Below are 17,051 nucleotides of genomic sequence, written 5' to 3'. Positions count from 1 at the left end.
AAGGGCAAGACCCGGCCGCCCTCCCCCGGTGCAGGAGGCCCACCAGCCAACAAGCCCCCCCCCGGGGGTCGCGGGCCCACCCGCGCCCCCGGAACCGTCAGACCCTCGAACCACATCCGCACACCTCGACCGGGACGAAACGCCGCCCTGCGCGAGGTCACTTCTCGCCCGGCTCCTCCTCGGCCTGTTCGCCGACGATGGCCGTCTGCATCAGTACGGCCTTGCGGCGGGCGATGTAACGTGCCCGGCCGGGCGGCAGGTTGCGCGGCTTGATGTTGTCGAAGACGTAACCCTCCGACGGCGGACACGACATCAGCAGGCCCGGGGTGTTGACCTCGTCGAGGCGCCTGAGCAACTGGTCGCTGAGGCCCCGGCCGGCACCGGTCGCGGAACGCAGCACCACCAGGTGAAGTCCCACCTCGTGTCCCAGAGCCAGGTACTCGAGAAGGGCCTCGAACGGGTGGTCCATGATGCCGCCGGAGCCGACCATGTCGTAGTCGTCCACGAGCACGAACAGCCGTGGCCCCGTCCACCAGTCCGCGAGCCGCATCCGGGCCGGGGAGATGTCCTCACCGGGGAGGCGGGTCTTGAGGGCCCTGGCCGATCCGGCCACCAGCTCCTTCAGCGGATCGAGCGACACCGCGTGCCCGAGGCGGTACTCCTCCGGGACCGCCTCGGCCAGTTCACGCCGGTAGTCCACCACCAGGATGCGCGCTTCACCCGGGCTGTAGCGGGCGGTGACCGCCTTGGCGACCAGCCGCAGCAGATTGGTCTTGCCGCTTTCGGTGTCTCCGATGCCCACCAGGTGGGGCGTGCGGCTGAAGTCGTGCCACACCGGCGACAGGGTCTCCTCGTCGAGCCCGAGAGGAACCCGCAGTCCGTCCGCCAGTTCCGGTTCCGGCAGTTGTGTGAGGGGCAACCGGTGCGGCAGCATCCGCACCGGCGGCGCGGGAGGCCCCGCCCAGTGCTCGGCGACCTGTTCCACCAGCGCGGCAACCCCGTCGCTGAGATCGTCGGAGGTCTCCCTGCCGTCGATACGCGGCAGCGCGGTCAGGAAGTGCAGCTTGCTGTCGACCGTCAGTCCGCGGCCGGGGCTGCGCGGCACGGTGGCGGCCTTGCGGATGTCGACCACGGAATCCATCGAGTCGCCCAGCCGCAGCTCCAGCCGGGTGGCCATCTGGTCACGCAGCTGGGACGACAGCTCCATCCATCGCGCGGTGGAGATGACCAGGTGGATACCGTAGTTCAGGCCCTGGGACGCGATCTGGCCGAAAGCGGGCAGGAGCGCGTCGAACTCCTGACGCATCGTGCCCCACCCGTCCACCACCAGGAAGACGTCACCATGGGATTCGTCCTCGAACTCCCCGGCCGCACGACGTCTGCGGTAGGTCGCCATCGAGTCGATGTTGTGGTCGAGGAAGAGCTGTTCGCGGTGGTTGAGCACGGCCGTGACCTCGGCCACCGCGCGACTGATCCGCTCGCCGTCCATCCGGTTCGCCACTCCACTGACGTGCGGCAGGCCGACCAGCCCGGCCAGCGTGCCGCCACCCAGATCCAGGCAGTAGAACTGCACTTCGCGCGGGGTGTGGGTGAGCGCGAGAGCCGCGATCAGGGTACGCAGCACCGTCGACTTGCCGCTCTGTGAACCACCCGCGACAGCGATGTGCCCACCGCTGCCCGAGAGATCCACCACGAGCGGATCACGCCGCTGCTCGAACGGCCTGTCCACCAGCCCGACCGGCACCCGCAGAGAGCCGACGCCCGGCCAGCCGGCGGAGACGAGCCCGCGCTCCGGATCGGCGGTCAGCCCCGGCAGCAGGGCGTCCAGGGCCGGCGGCTCGGCCAGCGGCGGAAGCCACACCTGGAGGGCCGGCAGCCCCGCCCCCCGCAGCCGCTCCACGGCGACCGACAGCAACGACGCCCCGTTCTCGTTCTCCTCGACCTGCTCCTCCTCCGGCTCTGCTTCCGGCAGCTCAGCAGGCGCGCGCGGCACCACATAACCGGCCGTCCACGGAACCACCTGGCTGGCGACCCGTGCCTGAGCCACCGCCCCGCGCCGCGGTTGGTACACCCCGGACACGTACGCCGCCCGGAACCGGGTCAGCGCTTCCACGCCGCTCTTGAGGAAACCGGCGCCCGGCTGCGACGGCAGCTGGTAGGCGTCCGGCACGCCCAGTACGCCACGGCTCTCCATGGCGGAGAAGGTACGCAGACCGATGCGGTAGGACAGGTGGCTCTCCAACTGGTGCATACGCCCTTCGTCGAGGCGCTGCGACGCCAGCAGCAGATGGACGCCGAGGGAACGGCCCAGCCGGCCGATCATCACGAACAGCTCCATGAAGTCCCGGTGTGCCGAGAGTAGTTCACTGAACTCGTCGACGACGATGAACAGGCTCGGCAGCGGATCCAAAGGCGTCCCCGCGGCGCGGGCCTTCTCGTACTCGAGCGCCGAGGAGTAGTTGCCGGCCGCCCGGAGAAGTTCCTGACGGCGTATCAGCTCGCCGTGCAGGGCGTCCCGCATCCGCTCGACCAGAGCAGCCTCGTCGGCCAGGTTGGTGATCACGGCAGAGGTGTGCGGCAGTTCGTCCAGGCCCAGGAACGTGGCGCCGCCCTTGAAGTCCACCAGGACGAAGTTCAGGGTCTCCGAGGAGTTCGTCAGCGCCAGGCCCAGCACCAAGGTGCGCAGCAACTCGCTCTTGCCCGAACCGGTCGCGCCGATCAGCATGCCGTGCGGACCCATGCCCCCCTGCGCCGCCTCCTTGATGTCCAGCTCCACCGGAACTCCGTCGCCACCCACCGCGATCGGGACCCGCAGCCGGGCAGCGCCCTTGTTGCGCCCCCACAGGGCGGCCGGCTGATGTCGGGACAGGTCGGGGATGCCCAGCAGAGCCGTCAGCTCCACATCCGTCGACAGCGGCTCGGCGGTCTCCGTGGTCAGCCCCGTGCGATACGGGGCGAGCATCCGCGCAAGGGCCTCGGCGCCGACCGGGCCGACCGCGTCGGGACGACCCAGCGGGGTCGACTGCTCCTTGCGGTTCCGGTCCGTGCGCACCAGCCGCACCCCGTCCGGCTGCACATCCAGCCGCAGCGTCGTTCGTCCCGGACGCCACCGCAGGGACTCCGACAGGTCGAACACGATCACGTTGCGGAACCCGGGGCCGTCGAGCCGGTGCCCGGACGGCACCTGGACCCCGTCCACCACGAGCACGGTGAACGGCTCGTCGCGGCCGGGCACGGCCTCGGGGTCGAATGCCGGACGCTCGGTGAACTCCCCTCCGAGCAGGTCCTCCAGGCCGTTGAAGTCCGACGCCACCATGCGGGCCGGCCCGGCGCCGTCCTGCTCGTGCGGGTGCAGGTTGTGCGGCAGCCACTTGACCCAGTCCCACCCGGCCCGGCGCTCGTCGCTGACGGCCAGCGCGATCCGCACGTCTTCAGGGGTGTGGAAGAGAGCCAGTTGGCACAGGGCGGCCCGCACCATGCCGCGCACCGCCGCCTCGTCCCCGCGCAGCAGCACCCGTGCCCAGGACCGCAGGTAGAGCGCGATGGGCTGGTCCGGCACGGTGCTGTAGGCGCGCATGAACCGTCGCAGCGCGTGTGCTGACAGGGGCTCGAGGTCCTCCACCGGCTTGGTGGACAGCGGGGTCAACCGCAGCGCCAGTTGCTGGTCACCGACGGCCACCCGCACCTCGGCGAAGTCGTCGTCCTTGACCCGGCGCTCCCAGAGCCGCGTCGTCCGCACCAGCGAACGCATCGACGCCGGCTCCGGGTGACGCCAGGCGAGCGCCAGTTGCTGCTCGCTCACAGCCCGGTGGACCTGCCGCCGGGTCTGCGTCAGGTAGCGCAGGTAGTCCCGGCGCTCGCCCCTGAGGCGCTGTTTGCGCTCGCTGCTCTGGCGCATCACCTGGCCGATCATCATCACTGCCGAGGCCAGGACCATTATGCCCAGGGCGATGTACGTGAAGACACTGCCGGACCCACCGGGCCGCAGGAAAGCCAGCATCATGGAAACGGACATCATCGCCATGGGCAGATACGTCCACACCGCCGAGCTGTCCGGCACAGTCTCCGGCAGTGTCGGCGGCTCCTGGAGGGTCAGTTCACCCTCGGGCATGTCCGGCCCGCGCCGACGGGCAGGGCGACGGAAAAGGACGATACTCAACTACTGACTCCTTAACGAGCGCACGGCTCCTGGACGGGGTCATCAACGGGAAGTCGCGTAGCGGGCCATGAGCGGCCCGAGGTCTCAGTACTCTGCAGGCGTTCAGAACCAAGCCCAGCGGATGAACCCCGGGAAGCGTGGCCCCCCACCAATGACTGAGAGCTCTGTGGCCGGCCTGTGCCACATCACCGTTCGTGCCCCTGCCAAGACGATAGACCTGGCTGTACCCGCCGATGTGCCGGTTGCCGACCTTCTGCCGACCGTACTGAGTTACGCGGACGGCGACCTGGAGGAAAACGGCCTGGAACACGGCGGCTGGGTCCTGCAACGTCTGGGCGGAGCCCCACTCGACGAGGAAGCAACTCTCGAGACGCTGGACCTCAAGGACGGGGAGGTAATGTACCTTCGTCCCCAAGCCGATGCCCTGCCGGAGGTGCGCCTCGACGACCTCGTCGACGGGATCGCCGGGGTCACAGGGGAACGGCTGCACGGCTGGAACCCTCAAGGCAGCCGCCGTGTGCTGCGCTGTGCGGTGGTCGTCTGTGTGTTGACGTCCCTGGGAATACTGGCCTGGCCGTCGGGCTCGCTCGCCCTGCGCGTCGCGACCACCGTCGTCGCCGGTCTGCTGCTCCTCGCGGGTGCGGCCTCGGCGAGCCGGGCAGTGGGCGATGCGGCAGCCGGTGCGACGCTGGGAATCCTGGCGGCGCCGTGCCTGGCGTTGGCGGGCTGGCTGCTGCCCGGAGGAGAGATAGCGGGCCCCCAGGCGCACCACGTGCTCGGCGCCCGGCTGATGGCCGCCGGCGCGGCGGCTGCCGGAGCAGCCGTGCTGGCGGTCGCGGCGGCGGCCGTGTACACGCCTTTCTTCATCGCCACAGCGCTGATCGCGATCCTCTCCGCGGCCGCCGGGGCGCTGATGAGCGTCTTCCACCTGCCCGTGGACAGTGCCGGCGCGGGGGTGGCCGCAGCGGTCGTCGTTTTCGGCAGCTTCATACCGGTGCTGTCCTTCAAACTCGCCGGCATGCGGATGCCCGCTCTGCCCAACAGCGCCCGGCAGTTGCAGGAGGACATCGAGCCCTACAGTGGCAGTGACGTCGCCGTCAGGACCGAACTGGCCAGCGACTGGATGACCGCCCTGTACACGGCCACCGGGGTCATCTGCGCCGGCGCCCTGGTCGCTTTGGCCCACGCGCCCGGCCTGGCCGAGACGCTGACCGCGGCGGCACTCTCCCTGCTCCTGTTGCTGCACGGACGAGGCATGGTCAACGTATGGCAGCGTCTGGCCCTGGTGGTGCCGGGCATGTGGGGAGCCGTCCTGCTGGCCGTCGGCAGCGCGGCGAGCCTTGCTCCGGCCGACCGGCCGGCCCTGGTCATAGGGCTGCTGGTACTGGCCGCGGCGCTGGCCGTCGCCTCATGGACCGTGCCCGGCAGGCGCATGGCGCCGCACTGGGGCCGCGCGGCCGAACTGCTGCAGTCGCTCCTGGCCATCAGCCTGCTGCCGCTGACGCTCTGGGTGCTGGGCGTCTTCGGCGCCCTCCGGGCGATGAACGGCTGAACCAGGCAAGGACCGGGAGGACACGAACCGATGCAGTCCAAGCGTGACCAGGTACAGGCCCACACGTTCGCCATGGGCAGACTCACCGCGGGCATGCTGCTCGCCGACCCCGATGCTCCCGAAAGTCCGACGGGACGTACCACCCGTGGTGTGCTCATCGGCCTGCTCGTCGCGGTGCTGATCTCCGCGGGCGCTTTCGTCTACGGGCTGATCGTGCCGGGCGGGAACGACTCCTGGCAGGACGGGAAGAGTCTGATCGTCAACAAGGACACCGGAGCCCGCTACCTGTACATCGACGGCCGCCTCAGGCCGGTACGCAACTACGCCTCGGCCAGACTCATCGGCGGCGCAGACCTGAAGACCACCGACGTGCGCACGCCGTCGCTGCGGGGAACCCCGGTCGGGGCCCCGGTGGGCATCCCCGGCGCCCCTGAATCCGTTCCAGCGGCGGACGACCTGGACAACGGCGCCTGGCACGTCTGCTCCTCCATCAACGTGTCCGGCACCGCGGACGGCGCGGACACGACACCGACCGCGGTCACGACGCTCGTCGTGGGCGCCCCCCTGGAGAACAAGGGGGTCTCCGGTGACCAGGGACTTTTGGTGACCGGCCCGGACAAGGTGACCTATCTGGTCTGGAGGGGGCGTCGCCTCGAACTGGACAAGGCCTCCGGCGCCGCCGTCTCCCTGGGCTACGGCTCCGTGACACCGCGGCCGGTGTCCGCAGCCTTCCTCGACGCCCTGGTCGCCGGACCGGACCTGGCCTCACCCGACGTACCCGGCCGGGGCGCCGCCGGGCCGTCCTTTGCCGGCCGCAGCAGCACGGTGGGACGGGTGTACCTGGCCGAACCGCCTGGCTCGGCCGAGCAGTACTACCTACTGCGGAAGGAAGGCCTGGTGCCCCTGACGGCCACGGAGGCGGCCCTCGTCCTCGGTGATCCGGCCACCCGCGAGAAGGCCTACGGGGGAGCCTCTCCCACGGCCGCGCCGCTGAGCGCCGACATTCTCAGGGAGCACCTGGCGCCCGGCACCGCCGACACGCCACCGGTCTCCAAGGGGCTGCCCGAATCGCCGCCCCGCGCGGTTTCCGTGCCGGAGGGAATGTCCGCCTGCGCCCGGGGGGAGTCGGCCGACGGCCTCACACGCATCACCATGGTGCTGGTGCCGCTGAGTTCCCTGGCCCCGGTCACCCAGACCGCCCCCGGGGAGTTTGCACCGGCCTGCCTGCCGGTTGACGACGTCGTCGTCCGGCCCGGCCACGGTGCCCTGGTGAGGGCGCTGGGCGCAGGTGGCACGCCGGTGGGCGACACGACGTACCTCGTGGCCGACAACGGCGTGAAGTACCGGGTGCCGTCCCGGGCCGCACTCGAGGCGCTGGGATACGCGAGCGGCGATGTGGTGGCGCTGCCCTCCCCGCTGCTCTCCATGCTGAGGTCCGGACCGGACCTGGCCCCGGGCGCCGCCGCACAGGGTCGTACCGCCTCCAGCACCCGGCCTTCCTGCGAAGACGCCACGGGAGAGCCGGGCTAGGCCGTAGAGCAGCCCGCCGGCGATCGAGCTGTGCGAACAGAGGGACGCAAGCCCCGGTCGTTCGATCACCGAACCTCCTTCATCCTGTGCTGCAGGGGTGAAATGAGCTGGTCAGTGGGGGCGGTGACGAGGCAGGGCCCCTCGTCGTCGGCGTGGTGATTCCACTCAGCACGCCGACGACCGGAGGGGCCCTGTTGGTTCCGTATCGAGCCATGCTCGACGTTCCTCACGAGCTGGTCGAGCATGGCTCCTGGCTCATCTACGCCCGAAGGTGTGAACCGAACTCGCCGTGGCGGAAACCGGGCTGCTTCCCACAGGCCTTGCTCGCCCTGGCCCATCTCCGGAAGAACGAGACATTCGCCCAGCTCGGCGTCGGTTGCGGTGTCCCAGAGGCAACTGCCTGACGCTGTGCCGACGAGGTCCTGGACGTTCTCGCCTCGTGGGCACCCGGCCTGCACGAGGCCCTGACCGGTCCGGGCGAGGTCGACTTCGTCATCGTGGACGGCACGCCGATCCCGATCGACCGCATCGCTGCAAACGAGCCGTACCACTCGATGAAGCACCGCAGACACGGCATGAACGTGCGGGTCATCGCCCGTCCGGACGGCACCCGGCTCCGGTTCTCGCGCGCAGCCCCGGGACGCGCCCATGTCCTGACCGCGGCTCGCGCCCACCGCATCGTCCAAGCCTGCCCGGCCCGGCAGATCCCCGTGCTCGCGGACCGCGCCTACCAGGGTGCCGGCGCCACCGTCCGCACCCCCTGCTACCGCCACCACGAACTGCCCGAGCACTACCAGCACCACAACCGCGACCACGCCCGCCTGCGCGCACCCGGCGAACGCGCCTTCGCCCGGCTGAAGTCCTGGCGAGCACTGCGCAGAGCGCGCTGCTCAACCCGATGCGCCAGCCGTACCGTCCAAGCCGTCCACACCCTCTTGACCTGCGACTACACAGGATGGAAGAGGTTCACCGAGGAAAGTTCCTCAGATAAACCTCAACCGAAGACGCCCTCAAGTGGAGCAGCCCTACTCTCTTCCCCATCCCGCAGGTACCTCCTCAACCACCAAGGGACAGGACCATGACAGGCAACATGCAGCAGTCGGACGCACGACTGACTCAGAACGGCATCGAGTCCCTCAACCAGGCTCGCAACGAAATCGTGAAGTCCCGACGGCACGTGGAGACCTTGAAGGAGGTCCTCAGGAGCAAGTACAAGGGCGGCGACGGCGCGGCGTACGGCGAGTTGCTGAGGTTGTGGGACGAGAAGTGCGCGATCGTCCAGAGGAACGTCGAGGACATGATCGACAAACTCGGCGGCAGCCGGCAGACGCAGGCAAGGACACAGGCCGCTGCGATGGACTCCATCGCCCAGGGCTCTGCCACCTCCCAGGCGGTCTTCGACGCTCTCAAGAACGTCTGACCCGATTCCTCGGCCCCCGCCACACCTACGACTGAGAAGAGATTTGTGATGGACGACGGCTACATCTACGTCGATTACACGCACCTGAACGATGTCGGTGACTCCATGGCCCAGCAGACCAAGCTCATCGCCGGAATCGTGGAACGCCTGGAGACGGAGCTCCAGCCACTCAAGAACACGTGGATCGGCCTCGACGCCACGGAGTACCAGAACAGGCAGCGGGAGTGGGACGGGGCGGTCCTGGGGATGCAGCGGCTGCTCACCTCGCACGCCGGCCTGCTGGCGGAGATCGGATCCAGCTACAAGCAGAGCGAAAACCAACTGGCCGATCTCTGGTCCCAGGTCACCATAGGCCGCTGAGTCGCTGAATTCTTCGGTCCGAAGCTGTTCGCCGTCCGGCCGCCGGGCCGGACGGCGAACAACCATCAGGAGAAAAGATATGACCGAACTGACGCAATTGGACGCCTCGCACCTGCAGACCTTCGTCGACACTGAAGTGGCTGACTTCAACAAGGACCTTGTAGACATCGGAAAGGACGTACCCGAAGGCACCCGGGCCCTGAAAAGTCTCGTAGAGGGGTACCACACCCCCGAGGGGAATCACCTCCAGGAAAATCCTTATCTGACCATTGGGCTCATGGCGGCTGAAGGTGGGCTGGTGAAGGGAAATACCCTCGTCAGCCGGATAGCGGATGTTTCCAAGGGGATCGTCGATGTCCTGGCGGCTGAGCAAAACCTGTTCAAGCACATCGCCAGAAACCTGGAGGAGACGATCAAGGTCTTGCAGAAGAATCAGGACCAGAGTCTCACCGCGATCAGTGCGGAGAAGATGCTCGACCTCTTCTCCGATGTCGACAGCGATCTGAGCGGCACACCTGCTTCGGACAACTCCACCTCCAAGGCGGCGTAGTTGCCGTCCCTCCCTCCTCTTCCTACCCCAGGAGCGTGCTGCTGTGGCTGCCGAGCCTTCCTTTGAGGCCGACCCCGATGACTACTGGGGGAGGGCCGTCTCCCTCCTCACCGGCTACATGATGCCGAAGAGGAGCGCGCTCTTCGACAAACTCAAGAGCGAAGGCGACATTCCCCTTTTCCGTATGGGCTTCAAGGACATGGTCATGAGACCGGTCATGCCCGAGGACTATGCGGCGATCAGTGGGTGGATGACCCATGAGGGAGAGGATTACGACCTGGTCTTCTACACGGCGAAGGGTCGCGACAACGTGAAGATGCAGCGGGCCCGGATCGTGTTCATCGGGGTGCTCACCGATGAGAACGGCAGGGCGGTGCTGTTCACGGGGCCCGAGACCAGAAGGACGGGCGGCGAGTTCACGAGCGTCGTTGAGAAGGATGCGCAGTGGGACAACCGGCCGCCGCAACGCTACATCTTCGGAGGCAGAGCGGCGCTCGAGGCGTTGCAGACAGGTGATCGGAGCACCAAGGGTTTCGCCTACAACGGGTTGTCGGTCGCGGACGTCCATGCTGTCGATATCAAGGCGTTCACGCGCACGGCGCAGGCGTTCGACCGGGTGAAAAGTTTCTTTGTGAGCCAGAGTGACACGCTGGAGCGATGGGAGAAGTCGCTGGGCGACGAGCAGGCGTCGTGGAAGGGAAAGGCGGCCCAGGTCTTCCACAACCTCATCGTTCAGGTGCGATCGAACTATGCCGACTACGTGGATCAGTTCGGAGGCAAGGATTACGAGCCCTCCCACACCACGCTCGACGGCTACCGGCCCCGCTCTCGCTTCGCCGCTGCCCTTGCGGGAGCTCAGCTGGACCTGTCGATTCAGGTCAACGTGCTCCTGAACGCATGGAACGCATGGGCCGCCGACGGCAAGAACGACCCACACCGGGCAGTGCTGGAAGAGCTGAATGAGGTGTGGGATTGGGTAGTGAAGAACAACATCAGTCAGATAGGCAAGGTCGAGCATCACGACAGCCGCTCAGGCATTTCGACTACGTACCACACCACCGAGGCCTTCAGCCAAGTCCACCCCAAGTACGGAGACCTCGCGGAACGCAGCACCTACAGGAAGATCGCCGAGGCGGCGGTGGAACGGTGGAACAAGCGTGTTGAAGATGAACTCGAATACTATGCCCGTTATGCCCTGGCCAAGCTCAACAACCATTGGCTCGACGCTGCGGCAGTCTTCACTCAGCCGGTGGAGACCACCAGTCGCACCTCGCTGACGGAGGCCTGGCAGAAGGAACAGACTCAGCTCACCCAGGAGAAGCTCGGCCAGACCAACGACGCCCTCACTAAGAGCTTTGACGGCCTCGGCAAGGCGTTCAACGACTTGATCAGCGGATTGAACGACTTCGGGAGTGAGCAGGGCGGCAGCCCCCAAAGCGACAACGTCAATACGGACGGCCTTGCCAGAGAACTCCCCCAAAGCCCGAACGGCCCGAAGGCCGGGCTCGATGATATCGGCACCGGCGGCGGGTCCACGGATTCGGCAGGGACGCCGACGATCGTGCCGCTGAACCCCCTGCTCGGAATCGGCTCGGCCTCCAGCCTGAACTCCGACCCGGCCGGTACGAACAGCAGCCTCCGAAACCCGGACGGCAGCACCACCGTCCTCAACTCCGACGGGTCGTTGGCCACCATGCACCCGGGCGGTGGCCTGAGCGTCTTCAACCCGGCCACCGGCACCATGACCACGACCTCGCGGGACGGGAAGACAAGCAGCACCTCTCTTGACCCGGGTGTGGTGCTCGAGAATCCGGACGGCAGTACGACGACGCTGAACCCTGAGGGGAAGCTGACCACAATGTCCCCGGACGGGAGCAGCATGGTGGTTGATCCGTCGTCCGGTGAGGCTGTGACGACCCGCCCCGACGGCTCGGTGATCACTGAGTTTCTGAATCCGTCGGTGGCCACTGGCCCCACGCCCGATGACAGCACGGGGCTGCCGTCGCATGCCGAGATCTCGGCCTGGCGCCCGGATCTGACTCGTCTGAACGACTTGGTGACCAGCACCGATCTCCATGGTGATGCCGGCGTGGGAAGGGCCGGCATGACCCTTCCAGCCGCCGCATCCGTGGCGGACGCGACCCATTCCTCCTTCACATCCGACGACTTCGCGACTTCTCAGCTCAACCCAGCGGTCAGCCAGAGCGGTGACGACGGCACGTTGTCGTACGAGGAGTACGACAGCACTCCCTATTCCGGAGGCGCGTTGGGGGCGCCCCCGCCCAACGGGTTTGCCTCCGAGACGGGGCTGCCGAGCGGCGCCGTTCCTCTGAATCCGGACCTCGCTGGTGTAACGGATGGTGCCGGCAGCGGCAGCGGCAGCGGCAGCGGCGGCACGGGCATGCCCATGATGCCGATGGGCATGGGCGGCATGGGCGGCATGGGCGGACCCGGCGGAGCCGGAGGGGGCGGTGGCTCGTCGAACAGCGAACGGGTCCGCAACGTGTTGACCGATGGCGACGGCGCCGCCGTGCGCAGGCCGAAGCCGCGTGCTGACACGGCCGAGGACGGCGAGGACAGGGCCTACGCCAGAAGAGGACGGACCACCACGTCGTCGTCCTATCTCCCGGCGGGCGGCCAGGGCACCCAGGGGGCCCAGCGGACGGAGACGAGCGGCCGGGATCGGTCCGGTTGGGAGCCCGAGGACGGGGACGTCTGGGGCGCGGACGAAGGCGGCGCTCCGGCGGTCATCGGCCGGTGACGTCGGCCAACGGACAGGACGACAAGGCGAAGGAGGATCCGGTGACTGAACCGGCATCGATGGAGAAGAAGCTGGCCGATGCGATGGCCGAGCTCGAAGCGACCCAGGAGGCGGTGGCCAAGGCGGAGGCGGAGCTGAGGGAGGCGTCGTTCACCGTGCGGTCCAGGGACCGGGCGGTGGAGGTGACCGTCGGTCACCAGGGCGAGCTCACAGCACTGAGGTTTCTGGAGGGCAAGTACCGGAGCATGGCGGCGGGGGAGCTTGCCGCGAGCGTCCTGGACGCGGCGGAACGTGCCAGGACACAGATGTCCCGACATGTGATGGAGACGTTCCAGCCTTTCACCCAGCCGAGCACGGCGGTGTCGGAGCTGGCGGGAGTGGACATCGACTGGGCCGAGATCTTCGGTCCCGCGGTCCTGGAGGCACCGGAGCGGGCGGCCGGTCGCAGGGGCAGTGGCCGACTGCGTGACGAGATCAACGAGGACGGGGAGGACGATCACGATGTCTGATGCCAACGCCTATACCGCTGATACGGCCCGGATCCAGGGTGGTATCCGGCAGGTTCACGAGATCAGCACGGCGGCGCAGAGCATGCTGCGGAATTTCGAGAACCGCCTGAAGCCGACCGCGGGCTGGCCCGGCGAAGACGACAGTTTCGCCAAAGCGACAAAGCCGCATGCGCAGAGGGAGAACGTGACGGCTGCGGAAACCATGCGGGCGATAGTGGAAGCGATCGTCGCCATCGCCGATGGCACCAGCGAGAACGTGAAGAACATCCGGTCCACGCAGGCCGGGAACCTGGATGCCATCCTCCGGTCGCCGGGCGGCAACTCCACTGGAACCAACGGCAGGAAGCACTGACTCCGGCACGGCAATCCCATTCCCACCGCTGGTGAACAATCTGTTTGTTCGTCCTTGGAGGCGGGCGGCCGTCCATGGAGTCCGGTGCTCCGCCCTGGGGGATATTCCCGGACCGTGCCGCCGGGTGTCGAGCCCCTGCCGCATATCCAGGGCAATGTTCGTATGATCCCGTCGCACCGTAGGAATGACACGATGACCACAGCACGGCCTCAGGGCACCCAGAACATTCCGTCGCAGGCCGGGGAATCGGCAGCGGCGCAAGGAGACACGGCAACGGGGACGGTGGAGGCTGCGGGTTCACCGGCGGTGCTGCCGGCTTCCCCGGCCGGAGGCGTTACGACTGTGCTTCCCGTCGTAGGGAGTGCCGAGCAGGGGACTCCCGGTCCGGAGCCGGCGTCGCCGGTCGTCGGGGAGCCGGAAGCGGCAGGTGTCGCGGCGACCGCCGGGAAGGGCGGTGAGGCGGGAGCGGAGCCTGCTGCAGCGGTCGATGTGGAGGAAGAGGCAGGTGAGACGGCTGGTGGCACGGACAAGACTGCCGCGGACGTCCCGCCTGGGCGGCCGCACAAGAGTCTGCTGGCCGGGGCTGCGATCGTGGGAACTCTTCTGATGGCGGTGCCGTTCCTGGTGAGCAGCGGCGATGAGGAGGAGGGAGTGGCTCCTGCTGGTGCGATGCCCGGCACGGTGCTGGGGTCTCCGGCGGGTGGCGTCATGGTCGGCCCCATCGAAACAGCGTCGCCGACCGCGAACAGTACCTCTCAGAAGGCGCGTTCGGGCAAGAGTCCCGCTGGGCAAGGGGATGCTGGTGGGCCCCGGGCGGGAGGGGAAAGCACTGCCGGGACACCTGTAGCCCGTGAGGTGGGGGGCAGTGGCCCTGCGTCGGCGGGTAAGAATCCGAAGCCGTTGCCGCGGCCCACGGTGGGTGAGGATCCGAAGCCGTCGCCGCGGCCCAGCGCGGCTCAGACTCTGGGTAAGTCCAAGTCGTCCAGGAAGTCCTCCGGTGTGCCCGGTGTTTCCATCCGCAGCCACCACTCGGGCCAGTGCATCGATGTCACGGACGGTGGGGGTGACGGTACGCCGTTGCAGATCTGGGGCTGTAGCGGAGCGGCACAGCAGACGTGGCGTTTCATGGGCGACGGGACGGTGCGTTCCATGGGGCTGTGTATGGATGTCGCCTGGGGGGCGACGGGCAACGGTGCCGTGATTCAACTGGCCCGATGCAGTGGCCATCCCGCCCAGCAGTTCCGGCTGAACTCCTCGCACGACCTGGTCAATCCGCAGGCTGACAAGTGCGTTGACGTGAGGGAGCAGCAGGTGGCCAACGGCAGCCGGTTGCAACTGTGGGATTGCAACGGACAGGACAACCAGAAGTGGAGCGTCGGCTGAGGCTACCCGTTGCGTCGCTTGTGGCAGAGAGAAGTTGGCCGATGCTTTGGCCGAGTTTGAAGCGACGCAGGAGGCTCTGGCCTGGGCTGAGGCGGAGCTGAGACTTTCCAGCCCTTTCATGCAGTCGAGCGAGGCGGTGCCGGAGCTGGCGGACTTGGACATCGAGGATCCAGGCCGGTATCCGGCAGGTTCATGAGATCGGCACTGCGGCGCAGAGCATGCCGCGGAGGTTGAGCGCGGTCTGAGGCTGATTGCGGGCGGCCGTCGCGACCGCCGATGGCACCAGCGAAAACGTGAGGAATAGCCGGTCCGCGCGGGCCGGGAGCCTGGCCGCGGGCCTTCGGTCGCCGGGTGGCAACTCCACCGGAAACAAGAGCAGGAAGTACTGAATCTGACATGGCAATCCAGGTCTCACCGCTGGTGAACAACATGCTGTTCGTCCTTATCGGCGAGCGGTTGATGCAGGCGAATGAGGACCTGGCTCGTGACAGTCATGCGGCGTTCAGGGGTTTGGCTCATGATGTCCGTGGTCTGTCGGATGTCATTGAGCGTACGGTTTCGGGTACTGCGAGGGCGCTGCCGCCGCAGGTGGGGAACGATTATGTGCGTGCCATGGGCATGTTCGTGGATTCGGGTGGTACGGGGTATCTGAGGCAGTTCGCTGGGCGGTTGGACGATATTGCCGATGGCCGGGTGAAGACTTCGTACGACATTATGGAAGGCAAGTGGCAGATCAGTGCTGAGGTCATCCGGCTTCTGATCGAGCTGAAGACCCTTTTTTGGTTGTCGGCTGTCACGGGTGGTGCTACTGCGGGCAGGGCGGTGGTTGCGCAGCAGCGGAGTCGTGTGGCGGTGCTGCTGATTCTGCATCAATTGCTGAGCAAGACGCATTTGCTGCCGGTGTTGAGTGAGGCGTTCGAGGAGGCTTTCCAGTCGTTCGCTGTCCGTCTGGGGATGATTGCTTTCACGTCGGGTGAGCAGAGCTTCAACGGCTTCGACTGGGGGCAGATCGGGCAGGACGCGGTGTTCGGTGGTCTTGCCGGTGGATTTTTCGGCGGCATCGTTGGTGGCAACGAGAAGTTCTTGTCTCTGTTCCGTGATGATGTCAGGCGTGGTGCGTTTGCCAAGAGTGTTGCGGATGATGTGACGGTGAAGGTGGGGGCCGAGCCGGGGACTGGTCATGTGGACCCGGGGGGTGGTGTCGCCCGGCAGCCCAACGCTTCCAGTGTTTTCCTTGCCTCGGGTGGCTCGGAGGCGCTTGCGGAGATTCTGGGCAGTGGGTTGTTCACCGGCAACTGGGCGACCTCGTGGGACACGTTCCTGGGTGGGGGCATCAGTGGCAATGTCGGCGAGGGGCTCAATAAGGGTGCGGAGAAGACCGGTCTGGCGGTCAATCTGGCGTTCAACAAGGGCTTCTCTTCCGAGGTCCCTTCATGGCCTGCCGATGCGCAGAACGCCGGGGTGAACACGGCCGGTACCGACGAGGGTGACGGTCGCGGTGGCGGGGTCGCGGTGGGCGGTGGCGGGGAGCCGGCCGCCGGCGGCACGGGTGTTGCGGGCAGTGAGGCGGTCGGCGTTGCTGGTACTGCCGGGAATGCCGGTGTCACGGGCGCTGCCGCTGCTGGTGCTGGGGTGGTGTCGGGGCGGCCTCCCACGGTGTCTGGTGCGGATGCCGGGGTGTCGGATGCGGGTGTTGTACAGGATCAGGGTGCGGTGGGGTCGGCCGGGGTGCCGTCGGCCGGGAGCCTGGGAAGTGCGGAGTCGGGCGGGGCTCGGCCGCGTCCGGCCGGTGAGGCAGACACAGGGTCTGCAGCCGGGGGTGTTACGGAGGTTGCGGCACAGGCGCTGCCTGCCGTGGGTTCGAGTGGCACGGGCGTGTCTGCCGTCGCTGGGCGGCCTGCTGAGGTAGCGGCGGTGGATGAGGGGCACGCCCCGACCGCTGAGGTGACCGCGGGGCTGGAACCCGCGGAGCCGGTACAGGTTGCGGCGGGTGCGGTTTCCGGCGGAGCTGGTTCTGCGGCGATGGGAGCGAGTACTGCTGCTGTTCAGGCTGCCGGCCCTGTGGCCGATCCGGGTCGGGTCGCCAACCAGCCTGTGTCTTCTGCCGGTCGGCCGTCCACGGTGTCTGAGCCGGCCGGCGATGCGGGGCGTGCTCGTATCGATGAGCATAGTGACCAGGCCGGTGTCCGGCCGTCCGGCCAGGTGAACCCTTCGGCCCGGTCCGGGGCTGGTGACGGCTCGGGCGATGTGGTTGCCGCCGACATGGTGCAGCAGGCCGAGACTGATGAGCAGACCATGCCGGAGGCTGTCGATGCCGTGCGGCGGCCGGGCCCTGGTGTGTTGTCCCTGGGTGATGGCCGGGTCGAGGACCTCTCGGCGCAGGCTGGTGGGGCTGGGACGGTGCCTTCGGCCGCTCCGAGTGTGCTGTCGGGGGGTTCGTCCGGTCCGGGCCGGTTGTTGGGCTCGGGTGAGGTG

Annotated in this window: 10 protein-coding genes and 2 pseudogenes; 11 read left to right on the top strand and 1 reads right to left on the bottom strand. The window is 67.7% G+C overall.

Annotated elements, in window-relative coordinates; genetic code table 11:
* Window positions 1-157 precede the first annotated feature (157 nt).
* Window positions 158-4,111, bottom strand: coding sequence for a type VII secretion protein EccCa (eccCa, locus tag ACZ7G3_RS34235; protein WP_398019370.1), 3,954 nt, complete (start codon window positions 4,109-4,111; stop codon window positions 158-160).
* Between the two features lie 199 nt (window positions 4,112-4,310).
* On the opposite strand from eccCa, the gene eccD reads away from it, so the two are divergent.
* The 11 genes and pseudogenes from eccD to ACZ7G3_RS34180 form a co-directional block, all read left to right on the top strand.
* On the top strand, window positions 4,311-5,711 hold the full coding sequence (gene eccD, locus ACZ7G3_RS34230; RefSeq protein ID WP_398019361.1) for a type VII secretion integral membrane protein EccD: 1,401 nt from the start codon (window positions 4,311-4,313) through the stop codon (window positions 5,709-5,711).
* A 30-nt stretch (window positions 5,712-5,741) separates the two neighbouring features.
* Complete coding sequence (eccB, locus tag ACZ7G3_RS34225; RefSeq protein ID WP_398126714.1) at window positions 5,742-7,241, top strand: type VII secretion protein EccB; 1,500 nt, start codon at window positions 5,742-5,744, stop codon at window positions 7,239-7,241.
* A 152-nt stretch (window positions 7,242-7,393) separates the two neighbouring features.
* A pseudogene (locus tag ACZ7G3_RS34220) lies at window positions 7,394-8,197 on the top strand (transposase family protein); the annotation flags it as partial.
* A 122-nt stretch (window positions 8,198-8,319) separates the two neighbouring features.
* The gene (locus ACZ7G3_RS34215) at window positions 8,320-8,661 is read left to right on the top strand and encodes a hypothetical protein (RefSeq protein WP_390817565.1); all 342 of its coding nucleotides are present in this window, start codon (window positions 8,320-8,322) and stop codon (window positions 8,659-8,661) included.
* A 48-nt stretch (window positions 8,662-8,709) separates the two neighbouring features.
* Window positions 8,710-9,021 carry a WXG100 family type VII secretion target gene (locus ACZ7G3_RS34210; protein ID WP_390817566.1) on the top strand — a complete coding sequence of 104 codons (312 nt, stop codon included), beginning with the start codon at window positions 8,710-8,712 and terminating at the stop codon, window positions 9,019-9,021.
* A gap of 79 nt (window positions 9,022-9,100) precedes the next feature.
* Window positions 9,101-9,571 (top strand): type VII secretion system-associated protein, encoded by a 471-nt coding sequence (locus tag ACZ7G3_RS34205; RefSeq protein ID WP_398019363.1) that lies wholly within the window; start codon window positions 9,101-9,103, stop codon window positions 9,569-9,571.
* Window positions 9,572-9,614: 43 nt separating this feature from the next.
* On the top strand, window positions 9,615-12,332 hold the full coding sequence (locus ACZ7G3_RS34200) for an AAWKG family protein (RefSeq protein WP_398214636.1): 2,718 nt from the start codon (window positions 9,615-9,617) through the stop codon (window positions 12,330-12,332).
* Window positions 12,333-12,391: 59 nt separating this feature from the next.
* Window positions 12,392-12,841 carry a YbaB/EbfC family nucleoid-associated protein gene (locus ACZ7G3_RS34195; RefSeq protein WP_398019372.1) on the top strand — a complete coding sequence of 150 codons (450 nt, stop codon included), beginning with the start codon at window positions 12,392-12,394 and terminating at the stop codon, window positions 12,839-12,841.
* Window positions 12,834-13,193 (top strand): hypothetical protein, encoded by a 360-nt coding sequence (locus ACZ7G3_RS34190; RefSeq protein WP_398019367.1) that lies wholly within the window; start codon window positions 12,834-12,836, stop codon window positions 13,191-13,193. The genes ACZ7G3_RS34195 and ACZ7G3_RS34190 overlap by 8 nt, the downstream gene beginning before the upstream one ends.
* Before the next feature lie 999 nt (window positions 13,194-14,192).
* Window positions 14,193-14,576 (top strand): ricin-type beta-trefoil lectin domain protein, encoded by a 384-nt coding sequence (locus ACZ7G3_RS34185; protein ID WP_398019368.1) that lies wholly within the window; start codon window positions 14,193-14,195, stop codon window positions 14,574-14,576.
* 396 nt (window positions 14,577-14,972) lie between these two features.
* A pseudogene (locus ACZ7G3_RS34180) lies at window positions 14,973-17,051 on the top strand (hypothetical protein); the annotation flags it as partial.

The organism is Streptomyces sp. NPDC037271 (genome assembly GCF_055603605.1).
Note: the sequence above shows the minus strand (reverse complement) of the source record. Positions and strands in the feature narration are given on the sequence as shown.